This is a genomic window from Nonomuraea sp. NPDC048916, from assembly GCF_040649575.1.
Lineage (GTDB): Bacteria > Actinomycetota > Actinomycetes > Streptosporangiales > Streptosporangiaceae > Nonomuraea.
The window spans coordinates 35,969-53,305 of the sequence record NZ_JBEZFS010000011.1; the positions used below are offsets into that span (position 1 = coordinate 35,969).

Genomic DNA, 17,337 nt, shown 5'->3' on the forward strand with positions numbered 1-17,337 from the left:
ACCTTGAGCGACATTCCCGACCAGTCCGACCGAGTCGCGGTCGTGACCGGGGCCAACAGCGGCATCGGATTCGTCACGGCCCGCGAGCTGGCGCGCCGCGGCGCCCACGTCGTGCTGGCCTGCCGCGATCCCGAACGCGGCCGGGCCGCCCTCGCCCGCATGAGGGAGGAGGTGCCGCAGGCGCGCCTGGAACTGCGCCACGTGGACCTATCCCACCTGGCCTCCATCCGCGAGTTCGCGGCGGCGTGGGACCACGACCGGCTGGACCTGCTGGTCAACAACGCCGGCATCGCGATGGTGCCGTACGCGCTGACCGCCGACGGGTTCGAATCCCAGTTCGCCGTCAACCATCTGGGCCCCTTCGCCCTGACCGGCCTGCTCCTGCCGCACCTGCTCGCCACGCCCGACCCACGCGTGATCGCCGTCAGCAGCATGGCGCACCGCTTCGCCCGCTTCGACCTGGACAATCTCAACGCCGAACGCTCCTATCGCCCGGCGTTCCACTATGGGCGGACCAAGCGGGCCACCCTCCACTTCGCCATGGAACTGCAGCGCAGGGTGGACGCCGCCGGGCTGAGGCTGCGCAGCATGGCCGTCGAGCCTGGGTTCACCCGTTCAAACGTGCTGACCGGTGGCGTCCACAGCGGCCGCGGACGGCTATACCTGGCCACCGTGCATCTGCTCCTGCGCGTGGCCTTCCGCCCGACGCCGGAGGGGGCGAAGACCTCCCTGTACGCGGCGACCGTCCCCGACCTGCCCGGAGGCGCCTACATCGTGCCCGACGGGCCACTGCAGATCCACGGCGAACCGACGCGCCGCACCCGCGAGCGCGCCCTCCACGACACCGTCACGGCGCAGCGCCTCTGGCAGTTGTCCGAACGCCTCACCGGTGTCACGTACAACCTGCCGGTAACGCGGCAAATATGACCGTTCAACGGGAGTCGGGTGCCGCCTCTCCTGCATACCAGTAACCGGCCGGACGCGCCGAGGTGAACACCGCCGGCCAGCACGGCACCCAGGCCCGTCTGTGCCCGACCTGCCAGGCCACCGGCCCGATGACCGACGACCACGTGGCCACCAGGTGGACGGAAGACGGCATGCTGGTCCAGCAGATCCACGCCGCTGGCCGGTTCCACGGCCACGGCGGTTTTGTCGTCCTGCCGGAGTGGGCCGACATCCTGGACCGGTATTTCCCGGCCGCCGACCGTTAACTCAGCCCTTTCACCAGCGGCTCGTCGATGCGGTTGAGCAGCTGTTGGCGTACCGGCCGGCAGCGCCGGGCCGCTTTCCGTTTTGCTGTGGCATCACGAGGTGAGGATGCCAACGTCGATCAGCCTCGCAAAGGGTGAGCCTGGACTTCCATGATCTCCACTGGAGAACCCATGGTCGCGCCCTTGATCATCATTTGACTACACATCGTTATCTTTAGAGGCGAAGCGTAGCGGTAGGCCCCTTGAACCACTCCACGGGCCGGCTGTTCCGGCATCGCCTCACCTCTCACATCCTCGCTTGACCATCGGAGTAACGATGCGCAAAATGTTCGCCGTGGCCGCCGCAGTCGCCGGCCTGGGCCTTGTGGCCGCCACCGCCCTGCCGGCAGTGGCCGATGACACCACCACCACGTTCACCATCACCGGCGGCGACCTCACGATCAACGCCCCGGACTCGTCCAACCTGGGCTCGGTGGTCTCCGGCGTCTCCAGCGTCTCCGGGCAGATGGGCGCCGTCACGGTGACCGACGAGCGCGGCGTCCTGAACGGCTCCTGGAGCGCCTCTGTCAGCAGCACCGACTTCACCACCGGTGGGGCCACCGCGCCGGAGACGATCCCCGACATCAACGTCACCTACTCGCCAGGCCTGGCCACCAGCACCACAGGGACGGGGACCTTCACCCCCGGCCCCGGCGGCATCATCAACGTGCCGCGCGTCGCCTTCACCGGAACCGAACTCGTCGGCGACAACACCGCCACCTGGAACCCGACGCTCAACATCACCATCCCGGACGGAAAGGTCGCCGGCACCTACACCGGCACCGTCACCCACTCGGTCGGCTGACCCACTCGAGACAGCGACAGCCTGTGCGCATCCACAACCTCCTCTGCGGGCTGCTGGTGGCCGGGGCCATCGCCCCGGCCACCGCCACGCTCCACACGGACGTCGCGGCGGCGGCCACCACGAGCCACACACGCGGAAACGGCATCGGGATCCGCCTGGTCGACGCGCCGCTTCAAGCACGCGCCGACTCACGAGCCCGCCGCTACATCGTCGACCACCTCAAACCGGGATCGGCCATCCACCGTCGCATCGAGGTGACCAACACCACCGGCTCCCCCCAGCACATCTCGCTCTACTCGGCGGCAGCCGAGATTCGCGACCGGACCTTCCAGTTCGCCCCCGGCCACACCCCCAACGACCTGTCCACCTGGACCAGCACAAGCCGGCACGAGCTCACCCTGGCCCCGCGCACCCATTCGATGGTCACCGCGACCATCGACGTGCCGAAGAACGCCGCCCCCGGAGAGCGCTACGCGATGATCTGGGCCGAGGTGGCCGAAGACCCGCCGCCCGGGGGAGGACTCCGGCAAGTTAACCGCGTCGGCGTCCGGATCTACCTGTCCGTCGGCGGCGATAACCCACCAGCCGCGGACTTCACCATCGACACGCTGACCGCCCAACGAGCGCCGGACGGGCAGCAATTCGTCCTGGCTCAGGTGCGCAACACCGGAGGACGCGCACTCGACCTGAGCGGCGAGGTGACACTCACCAACGGCGGCCTGACCGCAGGCCCCTACCAGGTCCGGACAGGCACCACGCTCGCCCCCGGCAACGCCGGCCCTGTCACCGCGCCCCTCACCGAACACGTCCCCGACGGCCCCTGGCACGCCCGCCTCCACCTCGAAAGCGGACTGACCGAACACACCGCCGAAGCCGACATCCACTTCTCCGCCGCAGGAACCGCCAAAGCGGTCGCCGCCACCATGGACGGCAACAACTCCCTCATAGCGACGATCGTCACCGGCGGCATCGTCCTGTCCGCGCTGGCAGCAGCTTCGCTCCTGCTCATCCGCAGAAGGCGCCGCTCACGCCAGGAAGCGGCCCTCTAGCCTCGTTTGAGAATTGCCCGCGCACGGCCACGGAACCCCTGGCCACAGGCCGGGGGTTCCGCGACGGCGGCGACATCCCAACTCGGACGCGGCTTCGGCCTGTCACGCTCCACCGCCTACCGCTACCTGGACGAAGTCATCGATGTCCTGGCAGAACAGGCGCCCGAGCTGAAGGACGCGCTGGACCGCCCAGGCCGACGGGCTGGTCGCAGCTGGTTACACGGTTCTGGCGGTCGAGATACGCGTACGACCTCGGGTGAGTTCATGAGGGCGCAGATGCGCCCCGGCTCCGCGAGGTTCGGGAGCCGGGGCGCGGTGGCCTCAGCGGTTGGCGAGGTGCTTGCTGTCTGGCTGACGGCGGCCAGCGCAGGCGAGTCGTCCGTAGGTCAGGTGTTCTGGGTGGCTTCTTGGGCCTGTACGGGCTCGCCTTGCACCGCCTCTCGGGAACGCAGCGTCAGCGCGGCCAGCACGGCGCCCACGACGGCGATGCCGGCGGCTCCGATGAACGCTGCGGAGAAGCCGCTGGTGAGTGCGGACAGGTTGCCCAGCTGGCCGGAGCCGTTGGCGGCGGCGACGGCGGTCATCGCGGCCAGGCCGAGGGCGCTGCCGACCTGGTAGCTGGTGTTGACGATGCCCGAGGCCAGGCCGCCTTCCTCGGGACGAGCAGAGGAGATGGCGGTGCCGAGGGAGGGGATGAACGCCAGCGACATGCCGAGGGCGGCGACCAGGCTGGCGGGCAGCACGTCGACGGCGAAGCTGCCGTTCGGGCTGATCAGCGAGAGCCAGGCCATACCGACGGTGAGCAGGGCAAGGCCGGTTACCGTCAGGGCCTTGGGGCCGAACCGGTTGATGGCGCGCGGTGCGAGCACGATCATGCCGATCATGATCAGGACGGTCATCGGCAGCAGGGCGGCGCCACTGGGGAAGGCGCCGTAGCCGAGGACCTGCTGCAGGTAGAGGTTGAGGAAGAACCACATCGGGATCCACGCGCCGCCCAGCAGCAGTTGTGTCAGGTTGGCGGCGGCGAGGTTCGGGGTACGCAGGATCGACAGGCGCATGAGCGGCTCGCGGCGGCGGGCCTGGATCGTGACGAACCCCGCCAGCAGGACGACGGCGCCGGCCAGTACGAGCCAGGTCTGCGCCGAGCCCCAGCCCACCTCGGGCGCCCGGACGACCGCGTAGACGGCAGCGCCGAGCCCGGCGGTGACGGTGAGCGCGCCGGCGATGTCGATGGAGCCGCGCTGCTTCTGGGTGGCGGGCATGAGCGGGCCGGTGGCCAGCAGCGCGACGAGGGCGATCGGGATGTTGATGTAGAAGACCCACGGCCAGCTCAGGTATTCGGTGATGACGCCGCCGAGGAACACGCCGGCGGTGCCGCCCGCCGGAGCTGCCGCGCCGTACAGGGCGAGGGCCTTGGTGAGCTCCTTGGGGTCGTGGCCGAACAGCATCATCAGCAGGGTGAGCGCGGAGGGGGCGATCAGGGCGGCGCCGACGCCCTGGACGGCGCGGCCGGTCAGCTCGACCCACACCTCGGGGGCGACGCCGGCGACCAGCGAGCCGGCGAGCAGGATCAGCCAGCCGGCACCGAACAACCTGCGGGCGCCGAACAGGTCCGACAGCCGACCGCCGAGCAACAGGAGCCCGCCGAAGGCGACGACGTAGGCGTTGAACACCCAGGACAGGTTCTCCTGGGAGAAGCCGAGGTCTTCCTGGATGCGGGGAAGGGCCACGCCGATGATCGACGTGTCCATGATGACGATGAACTGGGCCAGGGCGATCAGGGCCAGGGCGGTCCAGCGCCGTGAGGATGGTGCGGACATGGGAACACTCCAAAATGCCTTACCCGGGTAGGGTATTTGGTTGGATCAATCGCTATTGGAAGAGGAGTCTTGTTGTTGCATACCCCCTGGGGGGTATGTGGGACGTCGGCTAATCAATACCACTGGGGGGTATATGTCAAGCGCTACGGATTCACCGTCCGGCCTCCGGGTCCCGCCACAGCTCGGCCAGTGCGACTGCGGCGGCAGGGATGACCAGCGCGAACCCGATGGTCATGCCGGTGGTGAGTCCGGCGATCTCCTGGAGCCGGCCGAGCGCCACGTACAGCGCCCCGCCGAGGGCGACCGAGACGCCGAGGACCATCCCGGCCGCGGTCGCCGGAGCCTCCGGAGCGAGGTCCTGCCCGATCACCACGTTGATCGGGCTGCTCATGTGCAGCAGCACCGGGCGCTCGCGGCGAACGCCTGGAAAGTGCACCCGAATACCGTAGGGGGGTATAGTGTTGTTCTGGGCGACGAACCCGATGGGAGCGCTGGACATGGCCGGATACAGCGGCAGCAAACAGGACCACGCGATGCGGCTGCGCCGTGTCGAGGGGCAGATTCGTGGGCTGCAGCGGATGGTCGAAGACGACAAGTACTGCATCGACATCCTGACCCAGGTGTCGGCGGCCACCAGTGCGCTGCGGTCGTTCGCCCTCTCGTTGCTGGAGGAGCACCTGGCTCACTGCGTCGCCGAGGCCACGTTGAAGGGTGGCCCCGAGGCTGACGCGAAGGTCAAGGAAGCCTCCGACGCCATCGCCAGGCTTGTTCGTTCCTGACCGGATTGAAGGAGAGATCGATATGAGCACCGCCACCTACACCGTCAAGGGCATGACCTGCGGCCACTGCGTCAGCTCGGTCAAGGAAGAGGTCAGCGAAGTGGCCGGGGTCGCGAACGTCGAGGTCGACCTTGCCACCGGGCTGCTGACCGTTGACAGTGACGGCCCTGTCGACGCGGCGGAGATCATTGCCGCAGTCGAGGAGGCCGGATACGAAGTGGCGAATCAGTCATGAACACCGCAGCGAAGCTTGGTTCCTGCGTCCTGGGCTGGCCGTCGTCTTCGGCGGCACCCTGGGCGTGGGCAAGGTGGCGGGGCCGGTCGGAGGAGCTCCGGCCGAGGAGCACGCCGCGATGGCGGCGCCCACCGCAAGTGCGGGACATGACGAGCACGCCACCCAGCAGGTGAAGAGCCATACCCCTGGGAGGCTCCAAGGGTCCGAGAACGGTTACCCCCTCAACCCGCTCACCGCGACGATCAAGCCCGGGGCCCGAGATCGTCTTCTTCGCCGAGGTGCCGGGCAACGGCGACCACCGCCTGTTCCTGGGCTTCCAGCACGAGGGCAAGGGCCGTACCGCGGCTTCATCTCGAACGTCGCGCAACACGCCCCGGGGTGTCTTTGGCCTCAGGTCGCCCGCCGGATGGTTGGCGGTTCAGCCGGCCAGCAAGTGCTCCCGGCCGAACATGGCTGCGGCGGCCCGTGCGCTCGGCGTACCCGCGTCGAGGTCTGCGCCCGCCTCGCGAAGCACAGCCACGACCTCGTCCGCACCCTTGAACATGGCACCGGCGATGGGGGTCTGGTCGCGCGCGTTGCGCAGATCCGGATTCGCGCCGCGGTCAAGCAGGGCGCGCACCGTCTCGGCGTGTCCGTGGTAGGCCGCGAGCATGAGCAGTGTGTTCGCATTCGGGTCGGCCACGTCGACGGGGAGTCCGTGGTCGACGAACTCCGCCAACTGCCCGGTGTTGCCTTCCCGGGCAAGATCCATGGCTATGGCCACGACGCGCTCGGTCTGCTCCGGAGTCAGTTCACCATCGCTCATGAGTAACTCTTCCTGATCGCGTCGCCGAAATCCGTTCCCATACCCGACGTGTTGCACGTGACCGTGTAACACGTCGGGTGGTCTTCGCGGGTGGCAGGGTCTCAGAGCTTGCCGGCCGCCAGCGCCTCGATCGCCTTGCGGACGCCCTCGCCGTAGGCGGGGTCGGCCTGGGTGCAGTTGGCGATGTGCCGCTCGATGGTCTTCTGCGAGGCGCCGTCGATCGCCCGTGCGGTGTTCTCGAAGAGCACCTGCTGCTGCTCAGGGGACATGTTTCTGAACAGGATGCCAGGCTGCTCGAAGTAGTTGTCGTCGTCCTCGCGGTAGTTGAACCGGTCGGCGACGGCGCCCACAGCCTGGCTCGGGTCGCGGTAGGAAGCCTGCTCCTGCCAGCGGCCGTACGAGTTCGGCTCGATGCCCGGGGTGGCGCCCTGGTTGCCGTCGATGCGCATGGCGCCGTCGCGGTGGTAGGAGTTGACCGGGTTCCTCGGCGCGTTGACCGGGATCTGATGGTGGTTCACACCCAGGCGGTAGCGCTGAGCATCACCGTAGGAGAACAGCCGGCCCTGCAACATCTTGTCGGGAGAGAAGCCGATGCCCGGAACCACGTTGGCCGGGCTGAAGGCGGCCTGCTCCACGTCGGCGAAGTAGTTGTCGGGGTTGCGGTTCAGCTCCCACTGGCCGACCTCGATCAGCGGGTAGTCCTTCTTCGACCACACCTTGGTGAGGTCGAAGGGGTGATACCGGTAGCTGTCGGCGTCGGCCTCCGGCATGACCTGGATGTAGAGCTTCCACTTCGGGAAGTCGCCGTTCTCGATCGAGTCGAAGAGGTCGCGCTGGTGGGACTCGCGGTCCTTGCCGACCAGCGCCTCGGCCTCGGCGTCGGTGAGGTTCCTGATGCCCTGCTGGGTGCGGTGGTGGAACTTCACCCAGAACCGCTCGCCCTCGGCGTTGATCAGGCTGTAGGTGTGTGAGCCAAAACCGTGCATGTGGCGGTAGGAGGCCGGGATGCCGCGATCTGACATCACGATCGTGACCTGGTGCAACGCCTCGGGCAGGTTGGTCCAGAAGTCCCAGTTGTTCTCGGGGTTGCGCATGTTGGTGCGCGGGTCACGCTTCACCGCGTGGTTGAGGTCGGGGAACTTCAGCGGGTCGCGATGGAAGAACACCGGAGTGTTGTTGCCGACAAGGTCCCAGATGCCGTCGTCCGTGTAGAACTTCAGCGCGAAGCCACGGATGTCACGCTCGGCGTCGGCCGCGCCGCGCTCACCGGCAACGGTTGAGAAGCGGGCGAACATCTCGGTCTTCTTGCCGACCTCGGAGAAGATTTTCGCGCTGGTGTACTGGGTGATGTCGTTGGTCACCGTGAAGGTGCCGAAAGCGCCCGAGCCCTTCGCGTGCATCCGGCGCTCCGGGATGACCTCGCGGTCGAAGTGGGCAAGCTTCTCCAGGAACCACACGTCCTGCAGAAGCATCGGGCCGCGGGGACCGGCGGTCAAGGAGTTTTGGTTATCGGGAACCGGCGCGCCGGCGACCGTGGTCAACGGTTTCTGGTTGTTCTCAGGCAAAGCTCGCTCCTCGTTGAGTTGTTCGTCGCATGGTCATTCGTCGCGTGCAAGGCAGTCAGGACAAGTTCCCCAGTAGGTCACCTCGGCCTCATCGAGCACGAATCCGTGTGGGTCCCCGGCGTCGAGGCATGGCGCCTCGCCCACCGCGCGGCCAACGTCGGCGATGGCACCGCAAGAGCGGCACACCAGGTGGTGGTGGTTGTCGCCCACTCGGGTCTCGAACCGGGCGGGTGAGCCGGCCGGTTCGATGCGACGGGCCAGGCCCGCGTCGGTGAGCGCGCGCAGGACGTCGTAGATCGCCTGGGTGGACACCGAGCCCAGTTCGCGGCGGACGGCCTTCGCGATGGTGTCAGTGTCCGCGTGAGGGTTGTCCGCGACCATTCTCAGCACGGCGACCCTCGAACTGGTCACCCGCAGTGAAGCCTCCCGCAAGAGGGCAGCGGCATCAATGGTCAGCACGCCAGAACCCTAGTCGCCTTTTCTGGAACAAGTCAAATAAACGATAGCCTCAACACAAGCTCCGTCGGTCGTGGCGCACTTCCCGGAGCCGCCCGCCGACCGCTGGCCTCCGGCACCACCCGCGACCGCGACCGCGACGGCAACGTAGGTTCCATGGCTATGAACCCGCACCGACTCGAACCCACAGGCCGGGCATTCGCCCTCCGGCTCCGTCGCTGCGGCCTTCACCCGCACGGTTGCGCCCATCCGACGCACCCGCTCGATACGAACGGCGGCAAGGTGCGGGAACACGACCGACAACAGTGCCATGATCGACACAGAGCGGCGTCCCGGCACCCGCGCCCGCCCGCACCCCCGGCTCAACATGATCGTGATCTGGAAGGCATGGCGGGTCGCGGAAAGCGGGCCAGACCCACAGAAGTCCCGCAGGACTAAACGCCTACATACTCCGAGCGGCGCTCGGCCGGCGGCACCACCAGCACAGGCCGATGAGCGCGGTGCAGAGTCCCCATCGCCACACTCCCCAGCAGAATCTCGCGCAGGGTGGTACGGCCGCGGGAGCCCACGGCCACCAGCGCCGCGTGCCGCTCCCGGGCGAGGCCGGCGAGCGTGTCCGCCACGGCGCCCTCGGACGTCCCATGCCGGCTTTCCACTGACAGCCGAACCACCCGGCGGCCGGTGTCGGACCCGGTGAAACCGGCCGGCTGCTCGGCCGCCCCTTCGTCGTTAACGGACACCAGGAGCAGATCCCGAGTTGGGAACAGTCGTTCAACCTCGGTCAAGGCACTGTGTGCACCGGCCGATCCGTCCCAGCCGATGAGGACCGGTCCGCCGGCCAGCGCGGCGTGTTCGGCGATGAGCAGTGGATGTGCGGCCACCAGCACGGGCTTCGGGCTGTAATGCACGATCATGTCGGATACGCTGCCCAGCACCGCTGCGCCGCCGCTCAAGCCACGCGATCCAACCAGCACCACGTCTGAGTCCAGCTCCTGCGCAAGCTGGGCGACTTTGAATCCCTCACCACCGTAGCTGCGCTCGACCAGTGGCTCAGCTTCCCATCCGGCCGCCCGGGCGAGCGTGGTGCCCACCGCGGCGATCTGGTCGGCCTCCCACCGGCCCTCGCGTTCGACGGCTTCCACGAACTCGTTGACATGCGACCTGCCGGTCCACAACCGGCGGCGCAGGTCCTCGCGGGCGAACGGTGGGGTCCACAGGTAGGCGATCCGGGCGTGCGCGCCGGGAAACAACAGCGCGCCGACGCCGACGGCCGCAGTCGCCGCCAGCGAGCCGTCGTAGCCCATGAGCACACGCAGTGCTGGAACGTCTGTCATTCGGCTCCCCGGTGCGGACATCAACGCCTCGGCCCAGTAGCCAGGAGCCTACCGCGCGTTGCCCCCCGTGCTCAGGCACCACAGGGAGCGGGTGTGCCACCGCGGTCGAGGGTGGCCTGTCATGTCCGCTCGGCCGGCGCCGCCAGCACCCACCCGAGCCGCATCACCCGCTGGTTCGTCGCTGCGTTCGAAGGCTGACGCCGGCCACTACCGCCGGGATTCGTCGAGGAGGAATACGCACTCCATCGCGACCTGAGCCGCGAGGCTGCCGGTCATGCCGGCCTGATCATGTGGTGGGCTCACGGTGTTGACGTCGAAGGCGACGAACTCGAGCCCGCGCATCCCGCGCAGGATGCTCAGCCCCTCCCGGACTGAGATCCCGCCCCAGGATGGCGTGACCACACCGGGCGCCGCCGAAGGATCGAACACATCCATGTCCCAGCAAAGGTAGACCGGGATGCCGGCGAACCGGGCACGAATCCGCTCGACGAGCGCGGGCACGCCCATGGCCTGGAACTCGTCCATGGTGATGACCTCGTACCCGAGGTCTCGGGCCACGCCCACGATCCCGGGATGGCCCCGGTAGTCCGTGTCGCGCATCCCCACGTGCAGCGACCTTGCGGGGTCGATCAATCCCTCGTTCACGGCGTGAACAAAGGTGTTGGCGTTGTTGTACTCGTAGGGGTAGATGCCATCGTAGGCATCGGTGTGCGCGTCGAAGTGAATGACGGCGAAGTCATCGTCACGATGCTGCTTCAAAGCACGTAGCTGCGGAAGCGTCACCGCTCCGTCACCGCCGAGCGTCAGGGGCACCGCACCCGCCGCAAGAATCCTCGAGACCCCGGACTGGATCGCGGGAAAGCTCTTCCCGACATCGCCCGGCAGGACGTCGACGTCGCCCATGTCGACCACACCGAGTTTCTGGAGCAGGTTCACCCCGAACCCGTCGAGGTGTTCGGCGACGAGGGCCGAGTGCGCCCGCACGTGCGCGGGACCGGAACGCGCGCCGATGCGGGTGGGGTGGTATCCCATGTCGAACGGCACCCCCATCACGACGAGCCTGCTCGTGGACAGGTCGCGACTGGCGGGGACCCCGAAGAGCGTACCTACCGGCAAGACCGACATGGCATCCATACGGTCATCTCAACATGTTAGCGATCAAGGCGTCCACCACGCTGCCCACCTTCCGCCACGACGACCCGCCCCCGCGCCGGGGTGGCACACCCCGGCTCCTCCGCCAGGCGGGCGGCCGGGTCGGCGGCGAGCGCGGGCACCAGGAGGTCGTCCGGGCGGGCGTCGGCCAATGCCCCCCGTGCACGCGGGGATGGTCCCTGACCTGCCAGGGCCACACCGTGGGCCGTTCTCGAGATGGCCTGAAGCGCGTTGACGAGATCCCGCCTGATCACTCCGATCGGACGGGATCTTGCCGTGTTTGTCCCTTTTTATTGGAAGTGGGCTATTCTCACTCGATCTGAGCCATGAGGCTGAGTTTCTCAGCCACCTGAGCCAGTAGGATGGGCTGCTCCCACGATCGCTGGGGTCTCGGTGGTCTGCCGTTAGAGGCCGCATTGCGCGTCTGCCGCGTGGCCGTCCGCCGACGCGTGGCAGGCAGTGATCGATGTGAGTGGGCTCTGGAACTGTCCCACTGGTTCAGGTCGTGCGCTCGGAGATGAACACGAACTCGCGCCCTGGGCGATCAGGGGCTTCTCGCACATCCAGCACTCGATAGCCGTGGGTGACCAGGCTCGATTCCACCTCGTCGCGACTGCGGAACCGGAGTGTCGAGTCGGAGGTGACCACCGTGCCGTCCAACAGGAATCTGTAGGTGTGGCGAAAGGAGACGAACGGAAGGCTCACGTCGGTGACCTCACGACGCTGCTCTACAGGTCCACTCCCTGGGATATCGAGGATGACCTGAGCAGCGTCGGCAGCCCATTCCTCCCAGACCTGGCGTTCGGGACGCCTCGTCTCGAAAACAAAGTAGCCACGTGGACGAAGTGCGGCGTGGATGCCCTGGAGCGTCCATGTCCAGTCGTCATCGGTGAGGAAAACCTGCGCCACATTTCCCGTCATCACCGCAAGATCAGCACCGAGCGCTGACACTGTCGTGGCATCACCATGGACCCAGGTGATTCTTGCGGTTCGATCCTTCGACTTCGCGATCTCCAGTGATGCCTCGGCCGGATCGACGCCCACGACAGTACGGCCACTTTCAGCAAGCAGGACGGCCAGGCATCCTGTCCCGCAGCCGACGTCGAGCACACGGTCCGCGCCCAACTCATCAGCGATGTTGAGATAGGCCGTCAGGTCGTCGCGGTCTCCGTCGAAGGCATCGTAGATGCGTGCGAGACGAGGGTGAGAAAAGATCGCATCGGGCACTCGGCGACCATACCCACGGTAAAGCGCTCTGGTGACAGATTCCCGGCCGTTACTGTTGCGCTCTCATGCCGCGATGAGGGTTTGATCCGATCAGCTGGATCGCTTCCGGTGTGTCGACCCGCACCCGGATCTGACCATGCGGGGCCGGCCAGCAGCCCGGACGACCACCGCCTACCCGCCCGCCTGCCCATCAACGTCCGCCCCCGCCAGGGGGAGAGCGTCGCCTCCTACGTCGAACACCTGGCCATCGCAAACCACCTCGCACCGACCCTCCTGCGGGCGCACCTGCAGGAGTCATCGGACTTCCGAGGGTGCCCGCAGCTGGACCGACTCGCGGCCGCGAGCGGACGCGCCCGGGACGTATTGCGGCGCACCCTTGCCGGATTCCTCTGCGAGAGGTGCGCCGCCCCGCTCCGCCTCGGAGTGCAGGGAGCAGCTCGCTGGTGTTCGGCCACTTGCCGCCAGATGGCGTATCGCCAGCGCCATCCCGAACGTTTCCGACCAGCGCCTCAACCGCCGGTCGTGAACTCATGCGAGGCATGCGGAACTTCTTTCAGCTCATCTGCTCCGTCTCGTTGGTGCTCTCGTGATTGCCGCCGAGCCGGCCAACTGCCGCGCCGACGATGCGGTCGATGCGATCGTGGTCTGCCTCGGCTCTGGTGCTCAGACGCGTGCCGAGTATGGGCCTACCGAGAACGCCGCAAGCAACGCCAGAAGGCAGCTGAGAGCACAGCTGACGCCTGCAGTCTGATCTGAGGCGGTTCCCGTTGAGGTGAGACATCCCGGGAGATAGTCCGGCGTGATAAGAGGCATGCAGAATGCCGGGCATGGATCTACGACCGGAGCTGCTTCCCCCGCCCGTCTCCCACGAGCGCCAGGAGCAGCTAGGCAGGGAGATCGACCGGATCGCGGAACTCATGGAAACCGGCAGGCTGATGGAGGCACGCGAGGCCGTCGCCGCGTTCAACATGCAGACCGGACACAGCTACGAGCCGTCGGACTTCGCCGCGTACTGGGAATCGCGGGATCTGGAGGAACTCGCCCGCGATGCCGCCCGCCCGGAACGGCCCAAGGTATCGGACATCACACGGGAAGAACTCGCCGAAATTGCCCGCAGAATCATGGCGGCCAGCCCTGGCTCGGACTACTACCTGCGCCTGCTAGAAGCCAATGTGCTCCATCCACGCGTCAGTGATCTGATCTTCCGGCCGCCGGAAGAATTACAGGACGCCACAGCCGAGGAGATTGTCGAAGCCGCCCTCAGCTATCGCCCCATCGCGTTGTGAGCGCGGGCCAGGAGTTTGGCCACGCCTTGAGTCATATGCCTCATGATCGACGAGACTTCCCGCTCCTCGATGTCGTCCCACTGTCTGAGGCACTCAGCGCAGTGAGTGATCCATGCTTCAGATCGTCTGAGAACGGGGCACAGCCGAGGCACGATCACTCAACCTTCGATGAGAACCGCTCAACCTTCGCTGCGACAGAACAGTGTTCCCGGATGGCGTGGCCGTCGACGGGCTCCTCCGAGCATGTGCGGCGCGTCGGACGGTGAAGGGCTCCATCGCGGCGGCGGCCGATCCGCGCGCGGGCTAATTAGGATCGGGCCATGTCCTTGCCCGCGAATGACGTCGACCGGTTCGAGACCTCCAGACCGCGCCTGGAGGCCATCGCCTACCGCCTCCTCGGCTCCGCCGGGGAGGCCGAGGACGCCGTGCAGGAGACGTTCCTGCGCTGGCATGCCGCCGACCTCGACCGCATCGAGGTCTCCGAGGCCTGGCTGACGAAGGTCCTCACCAACCTGTGCCTCAATCAGCTCGCATCCGCGCGGGCACGCCGCGAGACCTATGTGGGCCAATGGCTTCCCGAGCCGCTGCTCGCCGGGGACCCGATGCTCGGCCCGGCCGACACTGCCGAGCAGCGCGAATCGGTCTCGTACGCGGTCCTCACCCTCATGGAGCGCCTCACCCCCAACGAGCGGGCGGTGTACGTGCTGCGGGAGGCCTTCGACTACCCGCACCGGGAGATCGCCGAGATCCTCGACATCACCGAGGCCGCCAGCCAGCAGATCTTCCACCGCGCCAAGAAGCACGTCGCGGACGGCAAGGCCCGCACCCAGATCGACGAGGCCGGCGCCCGGCGGATCGTCGAGGAGTTCCTGGCGGCCGCCACCAGCGGCCAGATCGAGCCGCTCGTACGCCTGCTCACCGAGGACGCCATCTCGATCGGCGACGGCGGCGGGAAGGTCCCGGCCCGCGCCAAGGCGTTCGAGGGCGCCGTCGCGGTCGCGAAGTTCCTATGGGGCCTGCTCAAACCCGCCGCGGCCAAGCGCGCCATGGTCGGCGGCGCGCCCGAGGTCTACGCCTGGACCGCCAACGGCGACCCCGCCGTCGTGGCCGTCGTGGACGGCCGGGTCGTCGGCGTCCTGTGCCTGGAGGTCACCGCCGAGGGCATCGCCGCGCTCCGCAACCAGATCAACCCCGACAAGCTCGAACGCGCGACCGCGCACTGGGCGACCACCGACCACGGGGAGCCCCTGTTCAACGCCTTCTGAACGCTATGTGAGGTGCTTCACATCGCGTTCCTGTCAGGAAACGGCGGGCCATCCGGTTCAAGTGGCAAAGCCGCGCAAGACAGGAGCAAGGAAATGCCGCACCGCATCGTCGTCCTCGGAGCCGGGTACACCGGAGCCATCGCCGCCGGCCGCCTCGCCAAGCGGCTCCGGCGCGAGGACGTCGCCATCACCCTCGTCAACGCCGAGCCCGACTTCGTCGAACGCGTCCGCATGCACCAGCTGGCGGTCGGCCAGAACCTCAAGTCCCGGCCATTCAGCGACATGTTCGCGGGCACCGGCGTCGAACTGAGGCTCGCGAAGGTCACAGGCGTTGACGTCGACCGCAAGACCGTCGCCCTCATCGACGCGAACGGCGCCGGCTTGATCGCGCCCGGGTCCGGCGCTGAAGAACTCGCCTACGACACGCTCGTCTACGCCCTCGGCAGCGGCTGGAACGCCCAAGGCGTCCCCGGGACCGCCGAGCACGCCTATGAGATCGCCAGCCGCCCTGGAGCACTCCGGCTGCGCGAGCGCCTGGCCCGCCTCGACGCCGGGCAGACCGTGGTCGTCGTCGGCGGCGGTCTCACCGGCCTGGAGGCCGCGACCGAGATCGCCGAGGCCCGCCCGGACCTCGATGTCGCCCTCGCCGCCCGCGGCGGCCTCGGCGACTGGCTCTCGCCTAAGGGCCGCGAGCACCTGCGGAAAATCTTCGGCAAGCGCGGGATCACCGTGCACGAGCACACCGCCGTCACCGGCGTCGAAGCCGACCGCGTCGCCACCGCCGGTGGCATGGCCATCCCGGCCACGGTCACCGTGTGGACCACCGGCTTCACGGTCCACACGATCGCGAAGGCGACCGCCCTGGAGGTCACCGGCACCGGCCAGATCGTGGTCGACCGGACCATGCGGTCGGTCTCGCACCCGGACGTGTACGCCGTCGGCGACGCCGCCATGGCGATAGGCCCCGGGGACAAGCCGCTGCGGATGTCGTGCGCCTCGGGAACTCCGACCGCATGGCAGGCCGCCGACGCGATCGCGGCTCGCCTGACCGGCGGGAAGCTCCCGAACGCGCCCATCCGCTACTTCAACCAGTGCATCTCACTGGGCCGTAAGGAGGGCTTGATCCAGTACGTCACCGCCGACGACCGCGCGGTGCAGGCGGTCCTGACCGGACGGCTCGCCGCCGTCTACAAGGAACTGGTCTGCAAGACCGCTGCCTGGGGCGTCGCCAACCCGACGCTCGGGCTGCCGACCCGGCGCCGCCGCGTCACGGGGGACCGGGCCGAGGCGGGCTCGGCCGTCAAGGCGGTGGCGTAGAGCACGAAGCGAAGCAGGCGCCCTCGATGCTGCCGACCGGCAAAGAAGACGGGCGAAAAGATGAGGAAGCCCTCACGGCGAGTACCCCTACGACCTCGGCCGACGACATTTGTCCAAGACCGATGGTAGGCAGCCCATGCATCGTCTTCTGCATGAGTGAGTATGACCTTGAGCGGTCGCATGGGATGCACGTGGTTCACGACGGCCCGCGGGAGGCGCCGCCGCTGTTGCTCATACACGGATCGGGGTTTTCGGGCGCTTCCTGGAGCCCGATGGTCCCGGCACTCGCCGACCACCATCACGTCATCCGGGTCGACCTCCCGGGCTGCGGCCAGTCCCCGCCCGCGCTGTCATACGACGTGCCCGTGCAGGCGGGCCGGGTGGCGGCGGTGCTCGACGACCTCGGCCTTCGACAAGTCGCCGCGGTCGGGCACTCCAGCGGCGGCTACACCGCCACCGCGCTTGCCGAACAGCGCCCCGACCTGGTGCGGTCGCTCGCGCTGATCAGCACCGGCCCGAGTCTCGATGCGCTCCTTCCGCAGCCGTTGCTTCTCCGGGCCCTGCTGGCCCCGCCTCTCGGCCCGCTCCTGTGGCCGAGGCGTTCGGATGCGATGATCCGCAGGGCGATAAGCGCGACGTGCGCTCGCCCCGTGGATATCCCAGACGACCTGGTCGCCGATGTACGGGGCACCACGTACCGCACGTTCAGGACGGTGCTGCGCCGCAACACCGCGTACATCGCCCAGCGGGGTGTGCCCGACCGGCTCGCCGCCCTCGAAGTCCCAATGCTGGTGATCTTCGGCACCGCCGACCGCCGCTGGGAGCCGTCGTCGGCCCACCAGTACGACGCGGTGCCGAACGCGCGGGTCGAACTGCTGCCCGGCGTCGGGCACATACCCATGTTCGAAGCTCCCGAGGCGACCAGCGAACTGCTGCTGGGCTTCACGGCAACGACCGCTGACAGCCCGCCGGTGATCCCTGAGGCCTAGAAT

General features: G+C 67.9%; 18 protein-coding genes and 1 pseudogene. 11 read left to right on the forward strand and 8 right to left on the reverse strand.

The window, feature by feature from the left end; genetic code table 11:
- Nucleotides 1–3 precede the first annotated feature (3 nt).
- The 5 genes and pseudogenes from AB0C16_RS13300 to AB0C16_RS13320 form a co-directional block, all read left to right on the forward strand.
- The gene (locus AB0C16_RS13300; protein WP_357682142.1) at nucleotides 4–927 is read left to right on the forward strand and encodes an oxidoreductase; all 924 of its coding nucleotides are present in this window, start codon (nucleotides 4–6) and stop codon (nucleotides 925–927) included.
- 62 nt (nucleotides 928–989) lie between these two features.
- Entirely contained in the window at nucleotides 990–1,211 is a 222-nt protein-coding gene (locus tag AB0C16_RS13305) for a hypothetical protein (RefSeq protein WP_357682144.1), read from the forward strand.
- A 298-nt stretch (nucleotides 1,212–1,509) separates the two neighbouring features.
- A complete protein-coding gene (locus AB0C16_RS13310; RefSeq protein ID WP_357682146.1) occupies nucleotides 1,510–2,055 on the forward strand; it encodes a hypothetical protein in 546 nt (181 codons plus the stop codon).
- A 23-nt stretch (nucleotides 2,056–2,078) separates the two neighbouring features.
- Complete coding sequence (locus AB0C16_RS13315) at nucleotides 2,079–3,104, forward strand: peptidase (RefSeq protein ID WP_357682148.1); 1,026 nt, start codon at nucleotides 2,079–2,081, stop codon at nucleotides 3,102–3,104.
- 75 nt (nucleotides 3,105–3,179) lie between these two features.
- Nucleotides 3,180–3,287, forward strand: a pseudogene (locus AB0C16_RS13320) (transposase family protein); the annotation flags it as partial.
- A gap of 203 nt (nucleotides 3,288–3,490) precedes the next feature.
- Here AB0C16_RS13320 and AB0C16_RS13325 read toward each other — a convergent pair.
- The gene (locus AB0C16_RS13325; RefSeq protein WP_357682150.1) at nucleotides 3,491–4,924 is read right to left on the reverse strand and encodes an MFS transporter; all 1,434 of its coding nucleotides are present in this window, start codon (nucleotides 4,922–4,924) and stop codon (nucleotides 3,491–3,493) included.
- Between the two features lie 151 nt (nucleotides 4,925–5,075).
- Entirely contained in the window at nucleotides 5,076–5,360 is a 285-nt protein-coding gene (locus tag AB0C16_RS13330) for a hypothetical protein (protein ID WP_357682152.1), read from the reverse strand.
- A 61-nt stretch (nucleotides 5,361–5,421) separates the two neighbouring features.
- Between AB0C16_RS13330 and AB0C16_RS13335 the strand changes: the two genes are divergently transcribed.
- Both AB0C16_RS13335 and AB0C16_RS13340 read left to right on the forward strand, forming a co-directional pair.
- Nucleotides 5,422–5,703: a metal-sensitive transcriptional regulator gene (locus AB0C16_RS13335; protein ID WP_357682154.1), complete on the forward strand. Its 282-nt coding sequence runs from the start codon at nucleotides 5,422–5,424 to the stop codon at nucleotides 5,701–5,703.
- A 22-nt stretch (nucleotides 5,704–5,725) separates the two neighbouring features.
- The gene (locus AB0C16_RS13340) at nucleotides 5,726–5,938 is read left to right on the forward strand and encodes a heavy-metal-associated domain-containing protein (protein WP_357682155.1); all 213 of its coding nucleotides are present in this window, start codon (nucleotides 5,726–5,728) and stop codon (nucleotides 5,936–5,938) included.
- A gap of 418 nt (nucleotides 5,939–6,356) precedes the next feature.
- Here AB0C16_RS13340 and AB0C16_RS13345 read toward each other — a convergent pair whose 3' ends face one another.
- From AB0C16_RS13345 to AB0C16_RS13370, 6 genes are all read right to left on the reverse strand, one after another.
- Nucleotides 6,357–6,743: an ankyrin repeat domain-containing protein gene (locus tag AB0C16_RS13345; RefSeq protein ID WP_357682157.1), complete on the reverse strand. Its 387-nt coding sequence runs from the start codon at nucleotides 6,741–6,743 to the stop codon at nucleotides 6,357–6,359.
- Between the two features lie 101 nt (nucleotides 6,744–6,844).
- Nucleotides 6,845–8,308 carry a catalase gene (locus AB0C16_RS13350; RefSeq protein ID WP_357682159.1) on the reverse strand — a complete coding sequence of 488 codons (1,464 nt, stop codon included), beginning with the start codon at nucleotides 8,306–8,308 and terminating at the stop codon, nucleotides 6,845–6,847.
- A 33-nt stretch (nucleotides 8,309–8,341) separates the two neighbouring features.
- Nucleotides 8,342–8,767: a Fur family transcriptional regulator gene (locus AB0C16_RS13355; protein WP_357682161.1), complete on the reverse strand. Its 426-nt coding sequence runs from the start codon at nucleotides 8,765–8,767 to the stop codon at nucleotides 8,342–8,344.
- 431 nt (nucleotides 8,768–9,198) lie between these two features.
- Nucleotides 9,199–10,098, reverse strand: coding sequence for a universal stress protein (locus tag AB0C16_RS13360; RefSeq protein ID WP_357682163.1), 900 nt, complete (start codon nucleotides 10,096–10,098; stop codon nucleotides 9,199–9,201).
- A 207-nt stretch (nucleotides 10,099–10,305) separates the two neighbouring features.
- Nucleotides 10,306–11,232 carry an arginase family protein gene (locus AB0C16_RS13365; protein ID WP_357682164.1) on the reverse strand — a complete coding sequence of 309 codons (927 nt, stop codon included), beginning with the start codon at nucleotides 11,230–11,232 and terminating at the stop codon, nucleotides 10,306–10,308.
- A 516-nt stretch (nucleotides 11,233–11,748) separates the two neighbouring features.
- On the reverse strand, nucleotides 11,749–12,477 hold the full coding sequence (locus tag AB0C16_RS13370; protein WP_357682166.1) for a class I SAM-dependent methyltransferase: 729 nt from the start codon (nucleotides 12,475–12,477) through the stop codon (nucleotides 11,749–11,751).
- 827 nt (nucleotides 12,478–13,304) lie between these two features.
- Between AB0C16_RS13370 and AB0C16_RS13375 the strand changes: the two genes are divergently transcribed.
- The 4 genes from AB0C16_RS13375 to AB0C16_RS13390 all read left to right on the forward strand — a co-directional run bounded on the left by AB0C16_RS13375 (nucleotide 13,305) and on the right by AB0C16_RS13390 (nucleotide 17,334).
- Nucleotides 13,305–13,763, forward strand: coding sequence for a hypothetical protein (locus AB0C16_RS13375; protein ID WP_357682168.1), 459 nt, complete (start codon nucleotides 13,305–13,307; stop codon nucleotides 13,761–13,763).
- Nucleotides 13,764–14,083: 320 nt separating this feature from the next.
- A complete protein-coding gene (locus AB0C16_RS13380) occupies nucleotides 14,084–15,028 on the forward strand; it encodes an RNA polymerase sigma-70 factor (RefSeq protein WP_357682170.1) in 945 nt (314 codons plus the stop codon).
- A 93-nt stretch (nucleotides 15,029–15,121) separates the two neighbouring features.
- Nucleotides 15,122–16,345, forward strand: coding sequence for an FAD-dependent oxidoreductase (locus tag AB0C16_RS13385; RefSeq protein WP_357682172.1), 1,224 nt, complete (start codon nucleotides 15,122–15,124; stop codon nucleotides 16,343–16,345).
- Between the two features lie 272 nt (nucleotides 16,346–16,617).
- Nucleotides 16,618–17,334 (forward strand): alpha/beta hydrolase, encoded by a 717-nt coding sequence (locus AB0C16_RS13390; RefSeq protein WP_357682174.1) that lies wholly within the window; start codon nucleotides 16,618–16,620, stop codon nucleotides 17,332–17,334.
- Nucleotides 17,335–17,337: the final 3 nt, after the last annotated feature.